Below are 19134 nucleotides of genomic sequence, written 5' to 3'. Positions count from 1 at the left end.
ATGGATCTCAAGAATCAGCTACTCGGCAAACTGCACGACCGCTCGGCCGTGATCGGCGTGTTCGGGCTCGGTTACGTGGGCGTGCCGCTGTCGTTCTGCTTCGCCAGCGAGGGCTTCCCGGTGATCGGCTTCGACGTGGACGCCGCACGCGTGGCCATGCTCAACGACGGCGAGAGCTACCTTTCGTCGATCGACGGCGCGCGTTTCGCCGAGGCGCGACGCCAGGGCCTGCGCGCCACCACCGATTTTCGCGCCGCCGCCGACGTCGATGTGATGGTGATCTGCGTGCCCACGCCGGTGGACCGGCACAAGAACCCCGACTTCCGCCATCTGGAGGCGGTGGTCGAGGCGATCCTCCCGCATCTGCGGCGCGGCCAGCTCATCTCGCTCGAAAGCACGAGCTATCCGGGCACCACCGACGATCTGCTGCGCCAACGCATCGAGCAGCGCGGCTTCGTGGTGGGCGAGGACGTGTTTGTCTGCTTCTCGCCCGAGCGCGAGGATCCCGGCAACGCGCATTTCTCGACGCGCACCATCCCGAAGATTTGCAGCGGCGCCACCGCCGCGTGCCTCGAGGTGGGGATCGCGCTGTACGGCGCGGTGATCGACACGGTGATCCCGGTGCGCACGATGGCCACGGCCGAGCTCGCCAAGCTGTTCGAGAACGTCTACCGGCTCGTCAATATCGCGCTCGTCAACGAGCTGAAGATGCTCTGCCATCGCATGGGGGACGTGGACGTGCACGAGGTGATCGCGGCGGCGGCCACCAAGCCGTTCGGCTTTTCCGCGTTCCGGCCCGGCCCCGGCCTGGGCGGGCACTGCATTCCCGTCGATCCGTACTATCTGGTCTGGAAGGGGCGCGAGCTCGGCTGCACGCTGCGCCTCATCGATGCGGCCAACGAGCTCAACGGCGCCATGCCGTCGTGGGTCGCGCAGAAGCTCGCCGAAGCGCTCAACGATGCGGGCATCGCGCTGCGCGGCGCGCGCGTGATGGTGGTGGGCGTGGCCTACAAGAAGAATATCGGCGATGTGCGCGAGTCGCCGTCGATCGCGATCATCGAGCTGTTGCAGGCCAAGGGCGTGCAGGTGGAGTTCGTCGACCCGCATGTCGAGACGATCCGCCCGGGGCACGGCGCGGGGCGCCCGCTCACACGCGTGGCGACGCATGCCGGCGACGCCGCGCATTACGACGCCGTGCTGATCGCCTGCGATCATGACGCGATCGACTACGCGCGGCTCGGCCGCGAGGCGCGCATCATCGTCGACGCCTGCGGGCGCTATACGGAAGCGGCCAACGTGCTCGTGAAGGCGTAGCGGGTGTAGCGGCGGCGGGGCGGGGAAGCGGGCTGGATGGGGCTTCCCGCCGGGCGGCCGAGCCGCCCGGGAACGCTTCGGCGCCTCGGTGCCTCAACGCGCCGCGATCGACACCGCGGCGCCGGCCATCATGACGGCGGCCGAGCGGTTGGCCGCGCGCACCGCGCGCCGGCTACGCAGCAGGCCGCGCGCCCGCGAGGCGAGGATCGACCAGCCGAAATCGACCGACACCAGCACGATGAACATCGTGACGGTGAGCTGGGCCCATTCGACGGGGCCGACGCGCGACAGGTCGATGATGGTGGGCAGCAGCGACAGATAGAACACCATGATCTTCGGGTTGCCGAGCGTGACGGTCAGGCCCGCGAGGAACATGCGCAGCGGCGACTGGCCCTTCGGCAATTCACCGGCGGTGAGCTCGGCGGGGGCGAACCACATCTTCCACGCCAGATAGAGCAGATAGAGCACGCCGGCGTACTTGATGACGAGGAACACCTTTTCGAACGCATGCACGAGCACGGCGAGCCCGGCGACCGCGCAGCCGAGCCACAGCGCCTCGCCGAGCCACATCGCGGCGAGGAACGGCAGCACGTCGCGGATGCCGTTGGTCAGCACGCGCGAGACGAGTGCGGCAATGCTGGGGCCGGGCGAACCGGCGGTGATCAGCAGTGCCATCGCGAAGATCAAGAGTCCTGAGAGGGTCATGGCCGGTTCCCGAAGATCGGTGTTGCGGGTGGAGGAGGCGGAGCCGCCGCGGCGGCCCCATCGAGCGCATTATGCTGGTCCAGTACTTCTCACATTGTTCCCGCTTGCGCAAGTCGCTTTTTATCTCGCGCTTTCTTGCCGATGTCTTCGGTCGGATCGTAGCCGACGCCAAAATTCGCGGCCATGTCCATGGTGAAGTGATAGCGGTGGATGTCGGTGATGTCGCGCCGGTAGGTCCGGTTCCAAAACGCGAACAAGGCCAGCGCCAGCGCCTCGATCCGCTGGCTACCGGCACCGCCGGCCGCCGCCAGCACGAACATGCGCGCGGCCGTCATCGATGGCCCCATGTCGGTGGGATTGTTGAGCCGCATCGCGGTGCGCACGTGCGGATTGCTCGGGCGCGGTGTGGCGTCCTGGCCGCGCCAGGCGCGATCGACCGGGGTGCGCTCGATGGACGTGCCGTCGTCGCTGTAGGTCGAGCCGAAGTATTTGTCGGGGGGCAGCGCATGCATGTTCTGGCGATTGCGCTCCTGTTCATTCGGCACAGTGCGCAGCAGCTCCGCGTTCCGGGTCTGGTACAGCAATTCCTGCACGTCGTGGATTGCCGCGACCAGTTCCCCGAAGCTGTGCTGGCCCGGTGAAGTCAGGACTTGTTCAATGGTGGTCGCCTGGTTGGTGCGCACGTATTCGAGATAAGTGCGGCGGTTCTTCGGGTCGAGCTTGGCCACCGCGTCAATGGTGGTGTGATAGCTGTCCAGCGCTTGCGGAATCTGCTCCGCGATCAGCCCGACCAGCTCCGAGCGAATATCTTCGTTGCCGACGATCTCCAGCGCGTGAGCCTTCTCGTTGCGCTTCTTGTCTAGCGAGCGCGCTTCGGCCAGCAAGGCCGCCGCAAAGCTGTCGTTCGTGTCATAGGCCCGCGCCCGGGCCTTGACGGGCTTGCCGCCGCCCTGCGGGAGCGGCCGAAGGCCTTGATCCCTTGATGGGCGGGCGAGGCGGCCCACTTGCGTACGACATGCACGAGGCGCGCGCGATCGGTACCGAGATACTCGGTGTAGTCGTCTTTCAGCGTCGCGTTGCTGATCTCGCCGGCCAGGCCGTCGACGATATCCTCGGCATCCGCGGCGTCAATCAACTGCTTGTTGACCGTCAGCTTGGCCTGCAGCACTGCGTTGCCGGTTTGCGGCGCGGTGTGTGCCACGCCCTCCCGCGCCGTGCCGGCCGTCGCAGGCCGCCCGGCCGCCGTCGCGCCGAGCCGTTGCGCGCGCGGGCCCATCCGGTCGGCTTCGTGCTCGAGCGCGGGGCTGTCGTTGAACGGCGAGCCCTGGTGATGCGTGTTGGCCGCCACGCGCCCCTGGGCTTGCTGCACCAGATGCCAGCCTTCATGCGGCAGATCCTGGCGGCGGCCCGGTGCGAGATGGATATCGGCGCCGCGCGCATAGACGGAAGCCGCGTAGTGCCCGGGCAGCGGCGAATCGTAATGCACGCGCGCGTGGCCCAGCGCGACGCCGCCCAGCTGCTCGAGGCCGGCTTGCAATGGAGCGGGCAGCGGCTGCCGATTGCCGCCAGCGTGGTTCGTGGCCGAAAGCGAGGGCCGTGCCGCGGCATCGGGCGCATCGGCGCGACGCCGCTGGATCGGGCTTGCCGCGTAATGGTAGTCGCCCATCGGGGTGGACGCCTCGGCGGACGCGATGGCGGGACTGGCCGGCGCAGCTCGCCGGGGCGCGCTCGGCTGCGGTGCGGTCTGTTTCGAGCGGACGGAAGGGAGTCGTCGCATGGGCTTCGAAATGGGTATGGTGGCCGCTTGGGCCCAGGTAGCGAGCCATCGCAAGACGACGGATGGCTCGATGGTCGGTCAAGTTTTGGCCCTTGCACAGGAGAAACGACCGACGAAATTCGAGTATAGCGCTCCGGTGGGCGTCAAGGCGCGCACGAATTGTGTCGATACCGCTCGAGCGAGGCCCTCGTGTCCGGTCTCACGCCGCGCTCAGGAAGCCACGCAGCGCGCTCGACAGGTTTTCGCCCAAGCTCGCCGACAGATACCCGCCTTCCTGCACCAGCACAGTCGGCAGCCCGAGCCGCGCGATCTCGGCGGTGATCCGGAAGAACCCGGCCGTGGTAATCGCGAGCGACTGATACGGGTCGTGCTCATGGGCGTCGAGCCCGAGCGCCACCACGAGCGCGCCCGGCGCGAAGGCGCGGATCCGTGCGCAGGCCTCGTCGAGCGCGCTCAGGTAGGCCGTGTCGCCGGTGCCGCGCGGCAGCGGCAGGTTCAGGTTGTAGCCTTCGCCGTCGGCCTCGCCGCGTTCATGGGCGTGGCCGGTGAAAAACGGCGTGAAATCGCGGGTGTCGCGGTGCAGCGATACGGTCAGCACGTCGCGGCGCCGGTAGAAGATGCCTTGCGTGCCGTTGCCGTGATGGACGTCGATGTCGAGGATCGCCACGCGCGCATGCACGGCGCGCAGCGCCTGGGCGGCGATCGCCGTGTTGTTCAGGTAGCAGAAGCCGTTGGCGCGCTCGGCATAGGCGTGATGGCCGGGCGGGCGGCACAGCGCATAGGCGGCGCGCTCGCCGTCGGTCACCAGTTGCGCGGCATGGGCGGCCACCTGCGCCGAGCCGTAGGCCGCCTCCCAGGTATGCGGCCCGATCGGGCAGGCGCCGTCGCCGAGATGGTAGCCGGCCTGTCCGAGCACGCTGTCGGGGTAGCTGGCCGGCTGCCCCGGGAACGGGTGAATGTTCGGCCGCACCTCGTCGGACGGATCGTCGAGCAACTGCCAGCGTGCGTGCGCGGTCTCGAGGAAACGCAGGTAAGCCGGTGTGTGGACAGCCGCGATCGGTGCGAGGCCGTAGTCAGGCGGCGCCAGCAGCTCGTGGCCGTCGGCCCGCGCGGCAGCGGCGAGCCGCTCGACGCGTTCGGGGCGCTCGTGGGTGCGGCGCAGCTTGCCGCGCACGAGGAAATGTTGCGGATCGTGCCGCGCGTGCGCGTCGCTGTAGACGGCCTTCATCGTTCGCCCTCGCGCCGTGCCGCGAGCGAGGCGGGCATGACCGGCACGGCGTCGATCAGCGCGCGCGTATAGGGATGCGCGGGGTGGGCCAGCACGCGGGCGGCCTCGCCGGCCTCGACGATCTCGCCATGGCGCATCACGGCGAGCGTGTCGCAGATCATCGCGGCCACGCGCAAGTCGTGCGTGATGAACAGCATGGCCAGCCCGAAGCGCGCCTGCACGTCGGCCAGCAGCGCCAGCACCTGGGCCTGCACCGGCATGTCGAGCGCGGAAAGCGGCTCGTCGGCGATCAGCAGGTCGGGCTCGGTCGCGAGCGCGCGGGCGATCGCGATGCGCTGGCGCTGGCCGCCCGAGAACGCGTGCGGCCAGCGCGCGGCGGCGTCGGCGCCGAGCCCCACCAGGTCGAGCAGCTCGGCCGCGCGGCGCATCGCGTCGGCGCGCGGCATGCCCTGCGCGATCGGCCCGGCGGCGATCGCGGCGCCCACGCTGCGGCGCGGGTTCAGCGAGGCCTGCGGATCCTGGAACACCATCTGGATCCGGCCCTTGGCCGACCCGGGCCGGCCGCCCGCGAACACGATGCGGCCCGCATCGGCGCGCACGAGGCCGGCCACGCAGCGCCCGAGCGTCGATTTCCCCGATCCCGATTCGCCCACGAGGCCGAGCGTTTCGCCGCGATGCAGCACGAATCCGGCTGCGCGCACGGCATCGACGCCCGCGCCGCGCCGCCACGGCAAGCCGCGCGCGTGATAGGTCTTGGTCAGCCCGCTCACCTCGAGCACGCGCGGCGCCTGCCGCAGTGCCGCATGGGTTCCGCGCGCACCGCGTGTGCCGTCGGGCATGGCCGCGACGAGCCGGCGCGTATAGGCGTGGGCGGGCGTGGCCAGCACGCGCTCGAGCGGCCCGCTCTCGACGATCTCACCGTCGAGCATCACGGCCAGATCGTCGCCGATCTCCGCGGCCACGCCCAGATCGTGCGTGATGAACAGCAGCGCGGTGCTGCGGCGGCGCTGCATCGCGCGCAGATTGCGCAGGATCTGCGCCTGGGTGGTGACATCGAGCGCGGTGGTGGGTTCGTCGGCGATCAGCAGGGCCGGCTCCAGCAGCATCGCGCAGGCGATCAGCACGCGCTGGCGCTGGCCGCCCGAGAGCTGGAACGGATAGCAGCCGAGCCAGCGCTCGGGCTCGTCGAGCCCCGCCTCGCGCAGCGCGGCGAGGATCCGCGTGCGGCGCTGCGCGGCCGGCAGCGACAGGTGCGCGTCGAGCCCCTCGCCGAGCTGCGCGCCGATCCGCATCAGCGGATCGAGTGCCGACATCGGCTCCTGGAACACCATGCCGATGCGCCGGCCGCGCAGCGCGCGCAGGCGCTCGGCGTCGAGCGCGAGCAGATCCTCACCGCCGAGCACGATGCGCCCGGCCGTGGCGCGGATGCCGGGCGCCGGCAGCAGGCCGATGATGGCGTGCGCGAGTATCGACTTGCCGGAACCCGATTCGCCGACCACGCAGAGCGTGCGGCCCGCGCGCAGGCGCAGCGAAACGTCGTGCACGGCATGGCGGCGGCTGGCGCCCGGCGGCAGGCCGATGCTGAGCGCTTCGATCTCGAGCACGGTGTCGTTCATCGCGTGCGCTCCGTGAGGCGCGTGTCGAGCGCGTCGTTGAGGCCGTCGCCCACGAGGTTCAGCGCGAGCACCGACAGCACGATCGCCAGCCCCGGGAACACGGCCATCCACCAGGCCTCGCGCAGCGCCGTGCGCGCCGCGCCCACCATGTAGCCCCAGCTCATAAGGTTCGGATCGCCGAGCCCGAGGAAACTGAGGCTCGACTCCAGCAGGATCGCGCTCGAGATCATCATCGAGGCAATGACCACGATCGGCGCGCTCGCGTTGGGCAGGATCTCGCCGAACGCGATGCGCCAGGCCGGGCGCCCGACGAGCCGCGCGGCCAGCACGAAATCGCGCTGGCGCAGCGACTGGCATTCGGCGCGCATGAGCCGGGCCACCGGCGGCCACGAGACGGCGGCGATGGCCGCCACGATCGAGCCCAGCGACGGCTCGAAGATCGACACCAGCACGATCGCCAGCGCGAAGCCCGGGATCGACTGGAATAGCTCGGTGAAGCGCATCAGCACGAGATCGGCCCAGCCGCCCGCGTAGCCGGCCACGGCGCCCACCAGCACGCCCGCGAGCAGCGCGGCGGCGGTCGAGACGACGGCGATCAGCAGCGAGACGCGCGCGCCGTGCAGCATGCCGGCCAGCAGGTCGCGGCCGAGCAGGTCGGTGCCGAGCGGCAGGCCGGGCGCGGTGAGCGGGGGCAGGAACGGCTGCTGCACCATGGCCCACGGGTCGTTGGCGTCGAGCCAGGGGCCGAGCAGCGCGCAGGCGGCGACGAGCGCCAGCACGACGAGGCCGGCGAGCGCGCCGCGGTGGCGCACCAAACGGGTCAGCAGCGGGGGCGGGGTGGCATGCATGGCGTAGGGTTCAGGCCGGGGCGATGCGCGGATCGACGAGCAGCATCAGGCAGTCGGTCAGCAGGTTCATGCAGACCGCGAGCGCCGCGGTCACGAGCAGGCAGCCGAGCAGCACCGTGTAGTCGCGCTGCATCAGCGCATCGAACATCAGGCGGCCGATGCCGGGCCACGCGAACACCGTCTCGGTCAGGATCGCGCCGCCGATCTGCGCGCCGGCCTGCATGCCCGCGAGCGTCACCACCGGACGCAGCGCGTTGCGCAGCACATGCGCGCGCCAGATCCGCGCCGCGCGCACGCCACGCGCGCGGGCGGTGCGCACGAACTCGAGGCGCGCCACGTCGAGCATCGCCGCGCGCGTCATGCGCACGTAGATCGCCATGTAGAACAGCGCCAGCGTGCCGACCGGCAGCACCAGATGGGCGGCGACGTCGAGCGCGGCGCGCAGCCCGTGAAGCTCGTCGCCGCCCGCCTCGGCACCGAAGCCGCCGATGCCTCCGACGCTCGAATAGCCGAACGCGGGCAGCCAGTCGAGCCGCACCGAGAACAGCAGCACCGCCATCAGCGCGAGCCAGTAGAGCGGCGTGGCATAGCAGAGCGTCGCGCCGGCCGAGATCAGCGTGTCGAGCCAGCCGCCGGGGTGCCGGCTCGCGAGTGCGCCGAGCGTGACGCCGAGCCCGAGCGAGAGCACGAACGCCGAGCCGGTCAGCAGCAGCGTGGCCGGCAGGCGCTCGGCGATCAGGTGCGCCACGCTTTGCTGCTGCCGATACGAATAACCGAGGTCGAGCCGCGCGAGATGCGACAGGTAGCTCGCGAGCTGCACCGGCAGCGGCCGGTCGAGCTCGAACTGGCTGCGCAACTGGGCGACGTACTGCGTGTCGGTGGCGCCCGCCTCGCCGGCCATCACGCTGGCCGGGTCGCCGGGCCCCGCGTGCACGAGGCAAAAATTGACCACGGCGATCAGCACGATCGCGGTGAGTCCCTGAAGCAGGCGCGCAGCGATGCGTCGGGCGAGATCCATGGCGGCGGCTCCGTCAGGCGAGCCAAGCGCGGCCGAGGCTGTCGTTCAGGCCGATCCCCGAGCTGACGACGTTGTTGACGCGGCTGCGGTAGAGCGTCGGGAAGTTCAGCTCATGCAGCCAGATATTGGGCACCTCGTCGGCAAGGATCTTCTGCACCTGCGCATAGATCGCGCCGCGCCGGCCGTCGTCGGTCTCGAGCGCGCCGGCCGCGAAGAGGGCATCGACCTTCGGGTTGCGGTAGCCCTCGACGTTGTTGAACGGTGAGCCCTGCGCGATGGTGTCCGAGGTGTAGTGATGGGCGATGCCGATCGCCGGATCGCCGAACTGGTGCACGTAGGTGAAGGCGAGGTCGTAATCCCACTGGCCGAGCCGCGCGCTCCAGCCGGCCACGTCGGTGGGCGTCACGCTCACCTTCACGCCGGCCTGCAGCAGGTTCTGGCGCACCATCTCCGCCATGCGCGTCCACGATTCGCCGTAGGGCAGCGGCAGGAGCCGCAGCGTCTCGCCGCGATAGCCGGAAGCGGCCACCAACGCGCGCGCGCGTGCCGGGTCGTAGGGATACTGGGTGACGTCGCGCGTGAAATAACGGACGTGACTGTTGAATGGGCCGGTAGCCGGCTTCGCGAAACCCTGCCAGGCGATCTTCGCGATGGCGTCGCGGTCGATCGCGCAGGCGAGCGCCTGGCGGAACGCGACGCGGTCGAGCGGCGGCCGGCGATTGTTGACCCACAGCCACGACAGCGGCGAGAAGAACTCCCAGCCGCGCGTGGTGACCTGCGCGCCCGGCAGCCGGCCGAGCCGCGCGACATCGAAATATTCGACGGCGCCGCCCGGCACCACGTCGATCCGCCCGGTCTCGAACGCCACGGCGCGCGCGGCGGCGTCCGGGATCACGTGGAAATAGACGGTATCGATATGCGGCTCGTCGGGCCGGTAGTAGTGCGGGTTGCGCGTGAGCTGGATATAGGCGCCGCGCTCCCAGCGCGCGAAGCGATAGGGGCCGGTGCCGATCGGCGCCATGTTGGCGGGGTTGGTGCGGAAATCGGTGCCTTCGTAGAGATGGCGTGGCACCATCGGCATGGTGCCCACCTCGAACAGGTTCAGGAATGCGCCGAACGGGCGCTTGAGGCGGAATTCCACCGTCATCGGGTCGAGCGCGCGGATGCTGTCCACCACGGCCAGATTGGCGCGCAGGCGCGCATGCGTGCTGCGCAGGAACACGTCCACGGAGAACACGGCGTCGGCGGCCGTGAACGGCTTGCGGTCGTGCCAGCTCACGCCCGGCTGCAGGTGGAACGTATAGCGCAGGCCATCGGCGCTCACGTCCCAGGCCCGCGCGAGCGAGGGCAGCGGCGCGAGCCGCTCGTCGAAGCGCAGCAGGCTCTCGTAGACATTGCCGGCGATCAGCTGGGTGGGGCTGTTCAGGTACAGCCCGATCATGAGGCCCGACGGCTCCGGCTGCACGAGCGCATGCAGCGCGCTGGCCGGCACCGCGCGCACGGCCGGCGCGGCAAGGGCGAGGCCGGTGGCGGCCACGCTGACTCCGATCATCTGACGACGCAACATCGGCCACTCCTGTTGACGATGAGACGATGAACGGCGCGCGGCCCGGCCCCGTCGGCTTAGCCGAGCGTCTCGGGTTTCGGCGCCGGTGCAGGCACGGGCCGCGCGGACTTGCCCGAGACGATCACCCAGCAGCTCGCGCAGACGAGTGCCATGCCGGCCCAGACGGCGGGCTTCGGCCATTCGTGCCAGACCAGCGCGCCGAGCCCGACGGTCCAGATCAGCAACGTGTAGTCGAGTGGGGCGAGCCGCGAGGCCGGCACGCGCTTGAGCGCATACCCGGCCAGCATCTGCAGCGCGGTGCTGGCGATCGCCATCACGAACACCACGAGCGTGTCGCGCCAGGTGAACAGCAGCCAGTCCTGGGCGAAGGCGCCGAGCGCCGTCACCACGAGCAGCACCGTGTTCGAGTGGAAGGTGCAACACAGCGCGCTGTCGGTGCGCACGAGGATGCGCGTGGCGATGTTGGTGCCGGCATAGGCCGCGGCCGAGGCCACCGCGATCAGCGCCACGCCGCGCAGTGTCGCGTCGGTGGGCGCCATCACGAGCCAGACCCCGGTCAGGCCGATCGCGAGCGCGAGCCAGTAACGGCGCGGGATCGCCTCGGCCAGGAACCAGGCCGCGAACAGCGTGGTGAAGATCGGCGAGGTCAGGTTCAGCGCGGTGGCGTCGGCCAGCGGCAGGTAACGCAGGCTCCAGAAGAAGAACCCGAGCGTGAACAGCACGGTCAGGCCGCGTACCACGTGCAACAGCGGGCGGCGCGTGCGCAGCGTGCCCCAGCCGGCGCGGCTCGCCGTAATGCCGAGCGGCACCGTGGCCAGCAGCGAGCGGAAGAAGATGATCTCGGCCAGCGGATAAGCCCGCGACAGGTGCTTGCCGCTCGCATCGACGAGGGCCATGCAGAAGATGCCGAGCGCGTAGGCCAGTGCGCCGCTCAGGATGGGGTTGCGTTCGGTATCGCGCAGAGGCTGCATGACGGTCACTCCCGGTAGTCTGGTGAAGTGCGGTCCAGCAGGCGGAGCAGGGCAGGCCATTCGCGTCGCCCCAGCGGCTGCGGAAACGCCTCGAATTGCCGGGCGACCCGTTCCGCGGTCTCCGGCGCAGGGCTCAGCATATCCGAGGAATCGCGGCAGGCGGCAAGTACCTGGAGTTGAACGCGGCAGGCGATCTCGAGGTGGTAGATCACGTGGAACGCCTCGGCCACCGTGCGGCCGACGGCGAGCAGCCCGTGATTGCGCAGCACGGCGGCCTGCCCGGCGCCGAGCGCGGCGGCCAGCCGGGCGCCTTCGTCGCTGCCGAGCACGATGCCTTCGTAGTCGTGATAGGCCAGCTGCGCATGGAATTTCATCGCATGCTGGCTCAGCGGCAGCAGCCCCGCGCGGCAGGCCGACAGCGCGATGCCGGCGACGCTGTGGGTATGGATCACGCAGAACGCGTCGCGGCGCGCGTGATGGATCGCCGCGTGGATGGCGAAGCCGGATGGGTTGACCGGCCCCTCGCCCGCGAGCACCGCGCCGGCCGCGTCGATCTCCACCAGGTCGCTCGCGCGGATCTCGCCGAACAACTGGCCGTAGCGGTTGATCAGGAACGCCTCGTCGTGATCGGGGCTGCGCGCCGTGATGTGCGTGAAGATCAGGTCGCTCATGCCGAAGTGATCGATCAGCCGGTAGCAGGCGGCCAGATCGATGCGCACCTGCCGGGCGTGCGGGGTGTCGTCGTTCATGCGTGCCGTGTCAGTAGCCGCGCCGCAAGTCGATCCGGTGCGCCGGAACCTGACCCGAGAGGACGCCGTGATGGTTGCCGACGATCTGCCCGGCCACGCGTTCGGGCGCCGCGAATGCGCCGATATGCGGTGTCGTGCGGATGCGCGGGTGGCGCCAGAACGGGTGGTCGGCGCCGAGCGGCTCGCTGGCATGGACATCGAGCGCCGCCGCCGCGTCGGGGGCCTGCGCGAGCCAGGCCAGCAGGTCGGCCTCGACGAGATGGCCGCCGCGGCCGACGTTGACGACGCAGGCGCGCGGCGCAAGCAGAGAGAACAGGGCGGCGTCGAGGATGCCGTGCGTATCGGGCGTGAGCGGCAGCGCGCAGACGAGCACGCCGCACTGATCGGCGAACGCGGCCAGCTCGGCGCGGCCGGCGTAGGTCTCGATGCCCTCAAGGCTCGCGCGGCGGGCGGCCCAGCCGGCCACCGGAAAGCCGCAGGCGAGGAACGCCTGGGCGATCGCGCGGCCCATCACGCCGAGGCCGAGGATGCCCACGCGGCAGCGCGCGCTGGCCGGATGCGGGAACAGCCGGTGCCACTGGCCTTGCTGCGCCTGCCCGGCATAGGCGTCGAGCCGCCGGTACCAGCCGAGCGCGACGGCCAGCACATAGGCCGCCAGATCGTGCGCCTGACCGGGATCGACGAGCCGCGCCACCTGCACGCCGCGCGCGAGGCAGTCGGGCAGCTCGGGATGGTCGAGCAACTGGTCGACGCCGGCGCCGCTGCACTGCAACAGGCGCAGCGCCGGCAATTGCGGCAGCAGGCCGAGCGGCGGCTTCCAGCTCAGCAGCGAGGTGATGTCGGCCGCGTTGCCCACCTCGGGGTAGAGGCGGATGTCGAGCGCCGGGTCGCGTGCCTGCAGCACGCGCTGCCACTGGCGCGCCGCGTCCGCACCGGCTTCGATCAGCAGCGTCATGCTCCGCTCCGCGCGGTGGCTGCCGTGGTTCCGGCGGCGGCCGCAGCGGCCATGGCTTCGGCAGATCCGACGACAGCGGCGCCCGGCGCATCGAGGCGCGGGCCGGGCGGCACGAACAGGCCGTCGATCTTGAGCCGCCCCACCGGCGTGGCCTCCAGCAGCAGCACGACCTGCCCGCGATGATGGGCCTGATGCCGGAAGATATGGTCGATTTCGCTCGCGAACGGCCATTCGCGCAGGTCGGAGTGGATCTCCTCGTCGAAGTAGAGCGTGCCCGTGAGCTCGGCCTCGTCGAAGCCCGAGACGAGTTCGAGCATGCGCGCGTCGGTGCGGCGGCGGTCCGCGAGGTAGGCGTCCCAGTCGGCATGCAGCAGCGTGCGCGTGGTGGGCGTGTCGAACTCGCTGCCGCCCACCTCGGCCACCCAGATCCGGTCGACCACGAGCACATGATTCAGCACCGCGTAGATCGAATCGAGCCCGGGCACGAGCGGCTCGTCGCGCTGCGCCGGGTGCAGCGTGGCGACGGCCTCGAGGATCTTCTCGTTGGCCCAGCGGTTGTAGAGCGCCTTGCCGATCACGTATTCGGAAAAATTCATCGCAACCTCCGCTTCAGTCCAGGGTCCGGGACGGTTCGGCCGCGCGCGTCGCGGCCAGACAAGCGTGCAGGCCGGCCAGCAGCACGCGGTTCTGCTCGGGCGTGCCCACCGAGATGCGCACGTACTGCGCGTAGTCGGGATGCGCGATCTTCGCGATCAGGATCCCGCGCACGCGCAGCGCCTCGACGAGCGCGTCGCGGCCGGGGCCCACGCGCACCGCGAGGAAATTGGCTTGGCTCGGCAGCACCGCGAGGCTCGCCTCGGTGAAGGCCGCGCGCAGCCGATCGCGCTCGCCGACGATGGCGTCGACCACGCCGCGCATGTGTTCGGTGTCGTCGAGCGCGGCGAGCGCGGCCACGATGGCCGGCGTGCCGACGTTGAAGACCGAGCGGATCTTCAACACCATCGATTGCAGCTCGGCATCGGCGCAGAGCGCGTAGCCGAGGCGCAGCCCGGCGAGGCAATACGCCTTCGACAGCGTGCGCAGGCAGATCCAGCGCGCCGGGCAGCCGGCGAGCAGGCGCGGCACGTCGGGGCCGCCCGAGCGCAGCGCGAATTCGTGATAGGCCAGATCGAAGACGGCGACCACATGGGGCGGCAGCGCCGCCGCGAACGCCACGATCTCGTCGCCGGACACGCCCGCGCCGGTCGGATTGTTCGGCGTGGGTACGAACACGAGCCGCGTGTCCGGGCCGATCCGCGCGGCCAGCGCACGCAGGTCGACGGCGCCGTGCGCATCGATCGGCACGCTCACGGCGCGGCCGCCGGCCACTGCGGTCGCGCTGTGGTACTTGCCGAAGCTCGGTGCCGGCATCAGCGCGACATCGCCGGGCTCGAGGAAGGTCAGCGCGAGGGTCAGCAGGAGATCGTCGCTGCCGGGGCCGGTCAGCACCGTGTCGGCGGCCACGTCGCTGCGTTCGGCCAGCGCCGCGACGAGTTCGGCCGGGTGCGGTGCCGGATAGCGGTTGAGATCGGTGAACGCGCGCTGCAGCGCGGCGGCCACGCGCGGCGAGGGCGGATAGGGGCTCTCGTTCAGATGCAGCGGCGTGCTGCCGGCGGCAAGTGTGGCATGCACCGCGGGGAAGCGCTCCGCCGTGCCCGGCAGCGAGGCCAGCAGCGGGCGACCGACGTTGGAGGACACGATCGGCCTCCGTGCTCAGGCGTGCAGCGGATGCGTGTTGACGAGCTCGTCCGCCAGATAGCGCAGCGTCTCGCCGAGCAGATGATGCTGCACCTCGAGGCGCGCGGCCTCGTCGGCGTCGAGCATGAGGTGCGAGGCGCACGACTCGAAATCGGCGATATCGGCCACGGCCTCGAAATAGCGCGTGTCGGCGTCGTCGAAATGCAGTGCATCCTTGGTGCCGGCGTCATGCAGATAGGTCGCCATGGGAAGCTCGCTTCGGTAGAAGTTCAGCAGCAGGTGGACGAACACGCGCGCATCGTTCAGCGACAGCACGAAGAACTGGTTGGCGATCGCCTCGGTGGCCGGCAGCGGCACGATCTCGACCTGCTCGCGCTGGCGCAGCAGCAGCGCGCGCGCATGGCGCACCATGGCATTGCCGAGCGCGTAACGCGCCTCGTATGGGCGGATCTTGTCGACGGCGTTGGCGATCGCCTCGGTGAGGCGGCCATGCAGATAGCCGATCTGTTCGCGATGCTCCGCGAGCAAGGCCAGCGGGGTGGCGGGCGCGACGGCGGCGGACGTCATGGCGGACTCCTCGGTTCAGGTGCGGGGGGCGAAAGCCCGGAATTCGGGATCGGAGCGGGCCGCTCAGCGCGGCAGCATGCGCGGGATGCCGATCACCGGATCGCTGTAGTAGTCGAGCACGTTCTGGTGCTTGCGCCGCTGCGCGTCGTAGAGCATGCGCAGGTTGCGGATCACGCGCGCCTGGTCGTCGGGGCAGATCGACGGGAAGCGGCTGTAGAGCAGGCGCGAGACGGCGCCATGATCGCCCGCATTGTTCACGTCGTTATGCACCGACTGGCCGCGCAGGAATTCGGGCGGCAGATCGTATTGCTCGAGCCGGCGGATATAGGCGTCACCGATATCCTGCGTGCCCTCGAACACGAACAGGCAGCCCATGAAGCTGAGCAGATCCGTGTTCGACCAGCGCGCGAGCAGATTCATCACCGCGTGCGTATAGGGCAGCGGCAGCGAGCGCTCGACGGTCTCGCGCGTGTGGCCGAGCGCCAGCAGCGATTTCATCAGCAGCTTGTCGTGCCGGTATTCGTCGAGCACGTAGTCGATCGCGAGCGGGCGCAGCGCGTCGTGCATGCGCGCGATGATCGGCGCGAGGCAGTCATGGGCGCGCGTGGTCACGTGGTAGCACTCGAAGCCCCAGCCGACCAGCACGTCGCGCGAGGCCCGGCCGTCGAACACGGCGCGCACCAGGGCGGTCTCTCCGTCCTGCCCCATCCAGCGGTTGTAGTAGAGGTCTTCCAGATGCAGCGCGAAAGCGAGGCCCGACATCGGCGCGCCGGCGTGGCCGCCTTCGGCGAGCAGGAAATTGCCGTCGAGCATCGACAGCGTGCTCGCGACCTGCTCGGGGCGCAGGCCGCCGGCGTCGTGCGAGAGCTCGTCGATGGTACGCGTGCCGTCGAGGCGGCCGAGCAGGATCTCGGTGGCCGGCAGCGACGCAGGATCGTCGAATTCGATTTCGTAGTCTTCGTCGAGATAGGTGATGACGAGGCAGTCGTCCAGGCGGCGGATCGCGCTGTCGCTGCGCAGCATGGGGCGTGTGATGTGCATCACGATGATTCTCCATTCGGACGGCGCCACCGCTGGGCGCGGGCCGGGACCGGAACGGGAGCCGCCTCGCCAGGCGGCGAGACGGCTCGGGCGGAAGATGAAGACGCCGGAATTACAGACCGTCGTTCATCAGACACACGCGCTTCGTACGCTTGATACGCATGATTTTCTCCTTGAAGGATGACGCTGAAATATGGATCGCCCAATCTTCCCGAGGGAAGCCCGGCAACCCGCCCGCTCCGGCGGCGGCAGGCTCGCCCGAAGGCTTGCCCGCCGCTGCCGGAACCCTGTCGGCGGAATCGGTGCCGGGTCGCGCTGATCGTGCTGTCGCGCCCCGGCGGGCCGTTCCGCCCTGTTTCAGCGCGCACGGCTTGTGCCGCGCACGCCCTGATGCTTGCCTGTCAATCGACTCCGACCAGTTCGCCGCGCCGTTGCACGCGTCCGCCATGCAGCACGTAATCGATGCGCTCGCCGTTGCCGGCCAGCACGCCGATGTCGGCGAGCGGATCGCCGTCCACCACGAGCACGTCCGCCATCGCGCCCGGCGCGATCGTGCCGAGCGTGTCGGGCCGCCCGAGGATCCGCGCGGCCACCGTCGTGGCGGCGCGCAGGGCCTCGAGATTGCCGAGCCGCTCGGCGCGCAGCCGGAATTCCTCGCCTTGCAGGTGATGCATGTCGCCGAGCAGGTCGGTGCCGAAGCCCATCGGCACGCCCGCGTTCGCGAAGATCTCGAGCGAGGCGCGGCCCGCCTCGCGCACCGCCGCGAGCTTGTCGAGCGCCGCGGCCGGCATGCCCGAGGCGCCGCAGCGCGCGATCGCCTCGTAGGTGACGAGCGTGGGCACCGCATAGGCGCCGTGTTCGCGCATCAGGGCGGCCGCCGCAGCGTCGACGAGATTGCCGTGCTCGATGGTGCGTACGCCGCAGCGGATCGCGCGCGTGATGGCCGCGCCCGTGTAGGCGTGCGCCATTACATAAGTGTTGGCCGCGCGCGCCTCGTCCACCGCCGCGCGGATCTCGGCTTCCGAATACTGGCTATGGCCGATCTCGTCGACGGGCGAGGCCACGCCGCCCGAGGCCATCACCTTGATCTGCGTGGCGCCGTCGCGGATTTGCTGGCGCACGGCCAGCCGCACGGCGTCGACCCCGTCCGCCACGCGCGCGATCGCGCCGGCCCGCGCATGGCAATCGCAGGGATCGGCGCTGTCTCCCGTCATGCGGAAATCGCCATGGCCGCCCGTCTGTGACAGCGCCTTGCCCGACGGGAACAGTCGCGGCCCCGTCACGAGGCCCAGCGCGATGGCCTGCGCGAGCCCGCCGTCGGCGCCGCCCGCGTCGCGCACGCTGGTGAAGCCGCGCAGCAGCATCGCGCGCAGGATCGGCAGCGCGCGCATGGCCGCGAGCAGGTTGGGCTGGGCCGCGTTGGAGCCGAGATTGGCGTGCGAGGCGAGCACATGGACATGGCAGTCGATCAGGCCCGGCATCACCGTCTTGCCGAGCGCATCGATCACATGGGCATCGGCCAGCGCCGGCGCCCGTTCCGACACCTCGACGATGCGCTCGCGCTCAATCACGACATGGTGGTGCGGCAGCCATTCGCCGCGCGCCACGTCGAGCACGTTGCCGCCGCGGATCACGATCAGTGCCATGGCCGGCCTCCGGTGCGTGCCGTGCGCGTCGTCCGGGCGAGGGGCGCCGCTTGCGGCGCCGGTGCGCGCAGCAGCAGCGTGCCGATCAGGCTCACGAAGGCGGCGGCCATCACGTAGAACGCCGGGGCCAGCGCGTTGTCGAGCGCATGCGTGAGCCAGGTGATGAAGAACGGCGCGAAACCGCCGAACAGCATGACCGCGAGGTTGTAGGCGAGCGACAGGCCGGTGGAGAGCACGGCGGTCGGGAACAGCCGCGTGAATTCCGCGAGGATCGGGCCCGTGTAGCCGGCGATCAGCAGGCCGAACGTGAGCTGGAAGCCCACCAGCGCGGCGACGGTCGGCACGCGGTGGATGAACGCGAACATCGGGTAGGCGAGCACGAGGATCGCTGCCGCCGCGCCCGCCATCAGCCATTTGCCGCCATGGCGGTCGGCGAGCCGGCCGGCCAGCGGCGCCGCGGCCATCAGCGTCGCCCCGCCCGCGATGCAGGCGACGAAACCGGCCCGTGGCGCGAGCCCCAGCACCTGGGTGGTGTAGGTCGGCATATAGAACAGCAGCACGTAGGTGCAGACGGTCCAGAGGAACACGAGCGCGATGCCGACCAGCGTCTCGCGGCGGTAGCCGTGCGCCACCTCGGCAAGCGGCGAGCGGCGGGGCCCGCGCGCCGCGACGGCCGCGAACGCCGGTGTCTCGTCGAGTCGGCTGCGGATCGCATAACCGATCGGGCCGATCAGCATGCCCGCCAGGAACGGAACGCGCCAACCCCAGGCGTGTAGTGCCTCGGTGTCGAGCGCGGTGGTCATCAGCGTGCCGAGCAGCGCGCCGCAGAGGATCGCGAAGCCCACGCCGGACTGGATCCAGCTCGCATAGTAGGCGCGCTGGCCAAGCGGCGCGATCTCGGTCAGGTAGGCGGTGGCGCCGCCCATTTCGCCGCCGGCCGAGAAGCCTTGCAGCAGGCGCGCCAGCACCACGATCGCGGGCGCCCAGGCGCCGATCTGCGCATGGGTCGGCACGCAGGCGATCAGGCTCGTGCCGAGCGCCATCAGCAGTGCGGTCAGCGCCAGCGCCGGGCGACGGCCGTGCCGATCGGCGAAGATGCCGAGCACGATGCCGCCCACCGGACGCATCACGAAGCCGACGCCGAACGTGACCACCGCCATCAGCAGCGCGGTCAGCCGGTCCGCGGCCGGAAACAGCAGCGTGGCGATCACCGGCGCGAAGAAGCCGTAGAGCGTGAAATCGAACCATTCGAACGCGTTGCCCAGCGCCGCGGCCCAGACGGTGCGCCAGCCGCGTGCGGGTTGCGCACGCTGCGGCAGGCCGGACAGAAGGGCTCCACTCATGATAAGGATTCCTATCAGATGCGTCGCGGGTCAGGTTCATTCCCGCGCCGGT

The 19134-nt window shown here is 70.4% G+C and carries 18 protein-coding genes; 1 reads left to right on the top strand and 17 read right to left on the bottom strand.

The window, feature by feature from the left end; translation table 11 throughout:
• Positions 1 to 1314, top strand: a complete 1314-nt coding sequence (locus tag BG90_RS00410) for a nucleotide sugar dehydrogenase (RefSeq protein ID WP_010111062.1) — start codon at positions 1 to 3, stop codon at positions 1312 to 1314.
• Positions 1315 to 1407: 93 nt separating this feature from the next.
• On the opposite strand, the gene BG90_RS00405 is transcribed toward BG90_RS00410, so the two are convergent.
• The 17 genes from BG90_RS00405 to BG90_RS00325 form a co-directional block, all read right to left on the bottom strand.
• A complete protein-coding gene (locus tag BG90_RS00405; protein WP_025990554.1) occupies positions 1408 to 2019 on the bottom strand; it encodes a LysE family translocator in 612 nt (203 codons plus the stop codon).
• Positions 2020 to 2108: 89 nt separating this feature from the next.
• Positions 2109 to 2903: a hypothetical protein gene (locus BG90_RS00400; RefSeq protein ID WP_010122464.1), complete on the bottom strand. Its 795-nt coding sequence runs from the start codon at positions 2901 to 2903 to the stop codon at positions 2109 to 2111.
• Positions 2879 to 3685: an eCIS core domain-containing protein gene (locus tag BG90_RS30890; RefSeq protein ID WP_010122465.1), complete on the bottom strand. Its 807-nt coding sequence runs from the start codon at positions 3683 to 3685 to the stop codon at positions 2879 to 2881. Before BG90_RS30890 ends, BG90_RS00400 begins: the two co-directional genes overlap by 25 nt.
• A 310-nt stretch (positions 3686 to 3995) precedes the next feature.
• Complete coding sequence (locus BG90_RS00390) at positions 3996 to 5024, bottom strand: histone deacetylase family protein (protein WP_010110924.1); 1029 nt, start codon at positions 5022 to 5024, stop codon at positions 3996 to 3998.
• Positions 5021 to 6640, bottom strand: coding sequence for a dipeptide ABC transporter ATP-binding protein (locus BG90_RS00385; protein ID WP_038802557.1), 1620 nt, complete (start codon positions 6638 to 6640; stop codon positions 5021 to 5023). Before BG90_RS00385 ends, BG90_RS00390 begins: the two co-directional genes overlap by 4 nt.
• On the bottom strand, positions 6637 to 7488 hold the full coding sequence (locus BG90_RS00380; RefSeq protein WP_045568015.1) for an ABC transporter permease: 852 nt from the start codon (positions 7486 to 7488) through the stop codon (positions 6637 to 6639). The genes BG90_RS00385 and BG90_RS00380 overlap by 4 nt, the downstream gene beginning before the upstream one ends.
• Positions 7489 to 7498: 10 nt before the next feature.
• Complete coding sequence (locus BG90_RS00375; RefSeq protein WP_010112309.1) at positions 7499 to 8506, bottom strand: ABC transporter permease; 1008 nt, start codon at positions 8504 to 8506, stop codon at positions 7499 to 7501.
• Positions 8507 to 8519: 13 nt separating this feature from the next.
• Complete coding sequence (locus BG90_RS00370) at positions 8520 to 10073, bottom strand: ABC transporter substrate-binding protein (protein WP_025990557.1); 1554 nt, start codon at positions 10071 to 10073, stop codon at positions 8520 to 8522.
• 56 nt (positions 10074 to 10129) lie between these two features.
• Positions 10130 to 11044, bottom strand: coding sequence for a DMT family transporter (locus BG90_RS00365; protein ID WP_232239027.1), 915 nt, complete (start codon positions 11042 to 11044; stop codon positions 10130 to 10132).
• Between the two features lie 5 nt (positions 11045 to 11049).
• Complete coding sequence (locus BG90_RS00360; RefSeq protein ID WP_010112318.1) at positions 11050 to 11793, bottom strand: class II aldolase/adducin family protein; 744 nt, start codon at positions 11791 to 11793, stop codon at positions 11050 to 11052.
• Positions 11794 to 11803: 10 nt separating this feature from the next.
• A complete protein-coding gene (locus BG90_RS00355) occupies positions 11804 to 12748 on the bottom strand; it encodes an NAD(P)-dependent oxidoreductase (protein ID WP_010112320.1) in 945 nt (314 codons plus the stop codon).
• Positions 12745 to 13344: a DinB family protein gene (locus BG90_RS00350; protein WP_010112322.1), complete on the bottom strand. Its 600-nt coding sequence runs from the start codon at positions 13342 to 13344 to the stop codon at positions 12745 to 12747. Before BG90_RS00350 ends, BG90_RS00355 begins: the two co-directional genes overlap by 4 nt.
• Before the next feature lie 13 nt (positions 13345 to 13357).
• Entirely contained in the window at positions 13358 to 14485 is a 1128-nt protein-coding gene (locus tag BG90_RS00345; protein ID WP_010112324.1) for a pyridoxal phosphate-dependent aminotransferase, read from the bottom strand.
• A gap of 15 nt (positions 14486 to 14500) precedes the next feature.
• Complete coding sequence (locus BG90_RS00340) at positions 14501 to 15052, bottom strand: hypothetical protein (RefSeq protein WP_010112325.1); 552 nt, start codon at positions 15050 to 15052, stop codon at positions 14501 to 14503.
• A gap of 63 nt (positions 15053 to 15115) precedes the next feature.
• On the bottom strand, positions 15116 to 16093 hold the full coding sequence (locus tag BG90_RS00335; protein ID WP_232239087.1) for an iron-containing redox enzyme family protein: 978 nt from the start codon (positions 16091 to 16093) through the stop codon (positions 15116 to 15118).
• Positions 16094 to 16494: 401 nt separating this feature from the next.
• A complete protein-coding gene (locus BG90_RS00330; RefSeq protein WP_010112328.1) occupies positions 16495 to 17739 on the bottom strand; it encodes a metal-dependent hydrolase family protein in 1245 nt (414 codons plus the stop codon).
• Positions 17730 to 19082, bottom strand: a complete 1353-nt coding sequence (locus BG90_RS00325; protein ID WP_010112330.1) for an MFS transporter — start codon at positions 19080 to 19082, stop codon at positions 17730 to 17732. The genes BG90_RS00330 and BG90_RS00325 overlap by 10 nt, the downstream gene beginning before the upstream one ends.
• Between the last annotated feature and the right edge of the window lie 52 nt (positions 19083 to 19134).

The sequence above is a fragment of the Burkholderia oklahomensis C6786 genome (genome assembly GCF_000959365.1).
GTDB classification, from domain to species: Bacteria; Pseudomonadota; Gammaproteobacteria; order Burkholderiales; family Burkholderiaceae; genus Burkholderia; species Burkholderia oklahomensis.
Note: the sequence above shows the minus strand (reverse complement) of the source record. Positions and strands in the feature narration are given on the sequence as shown.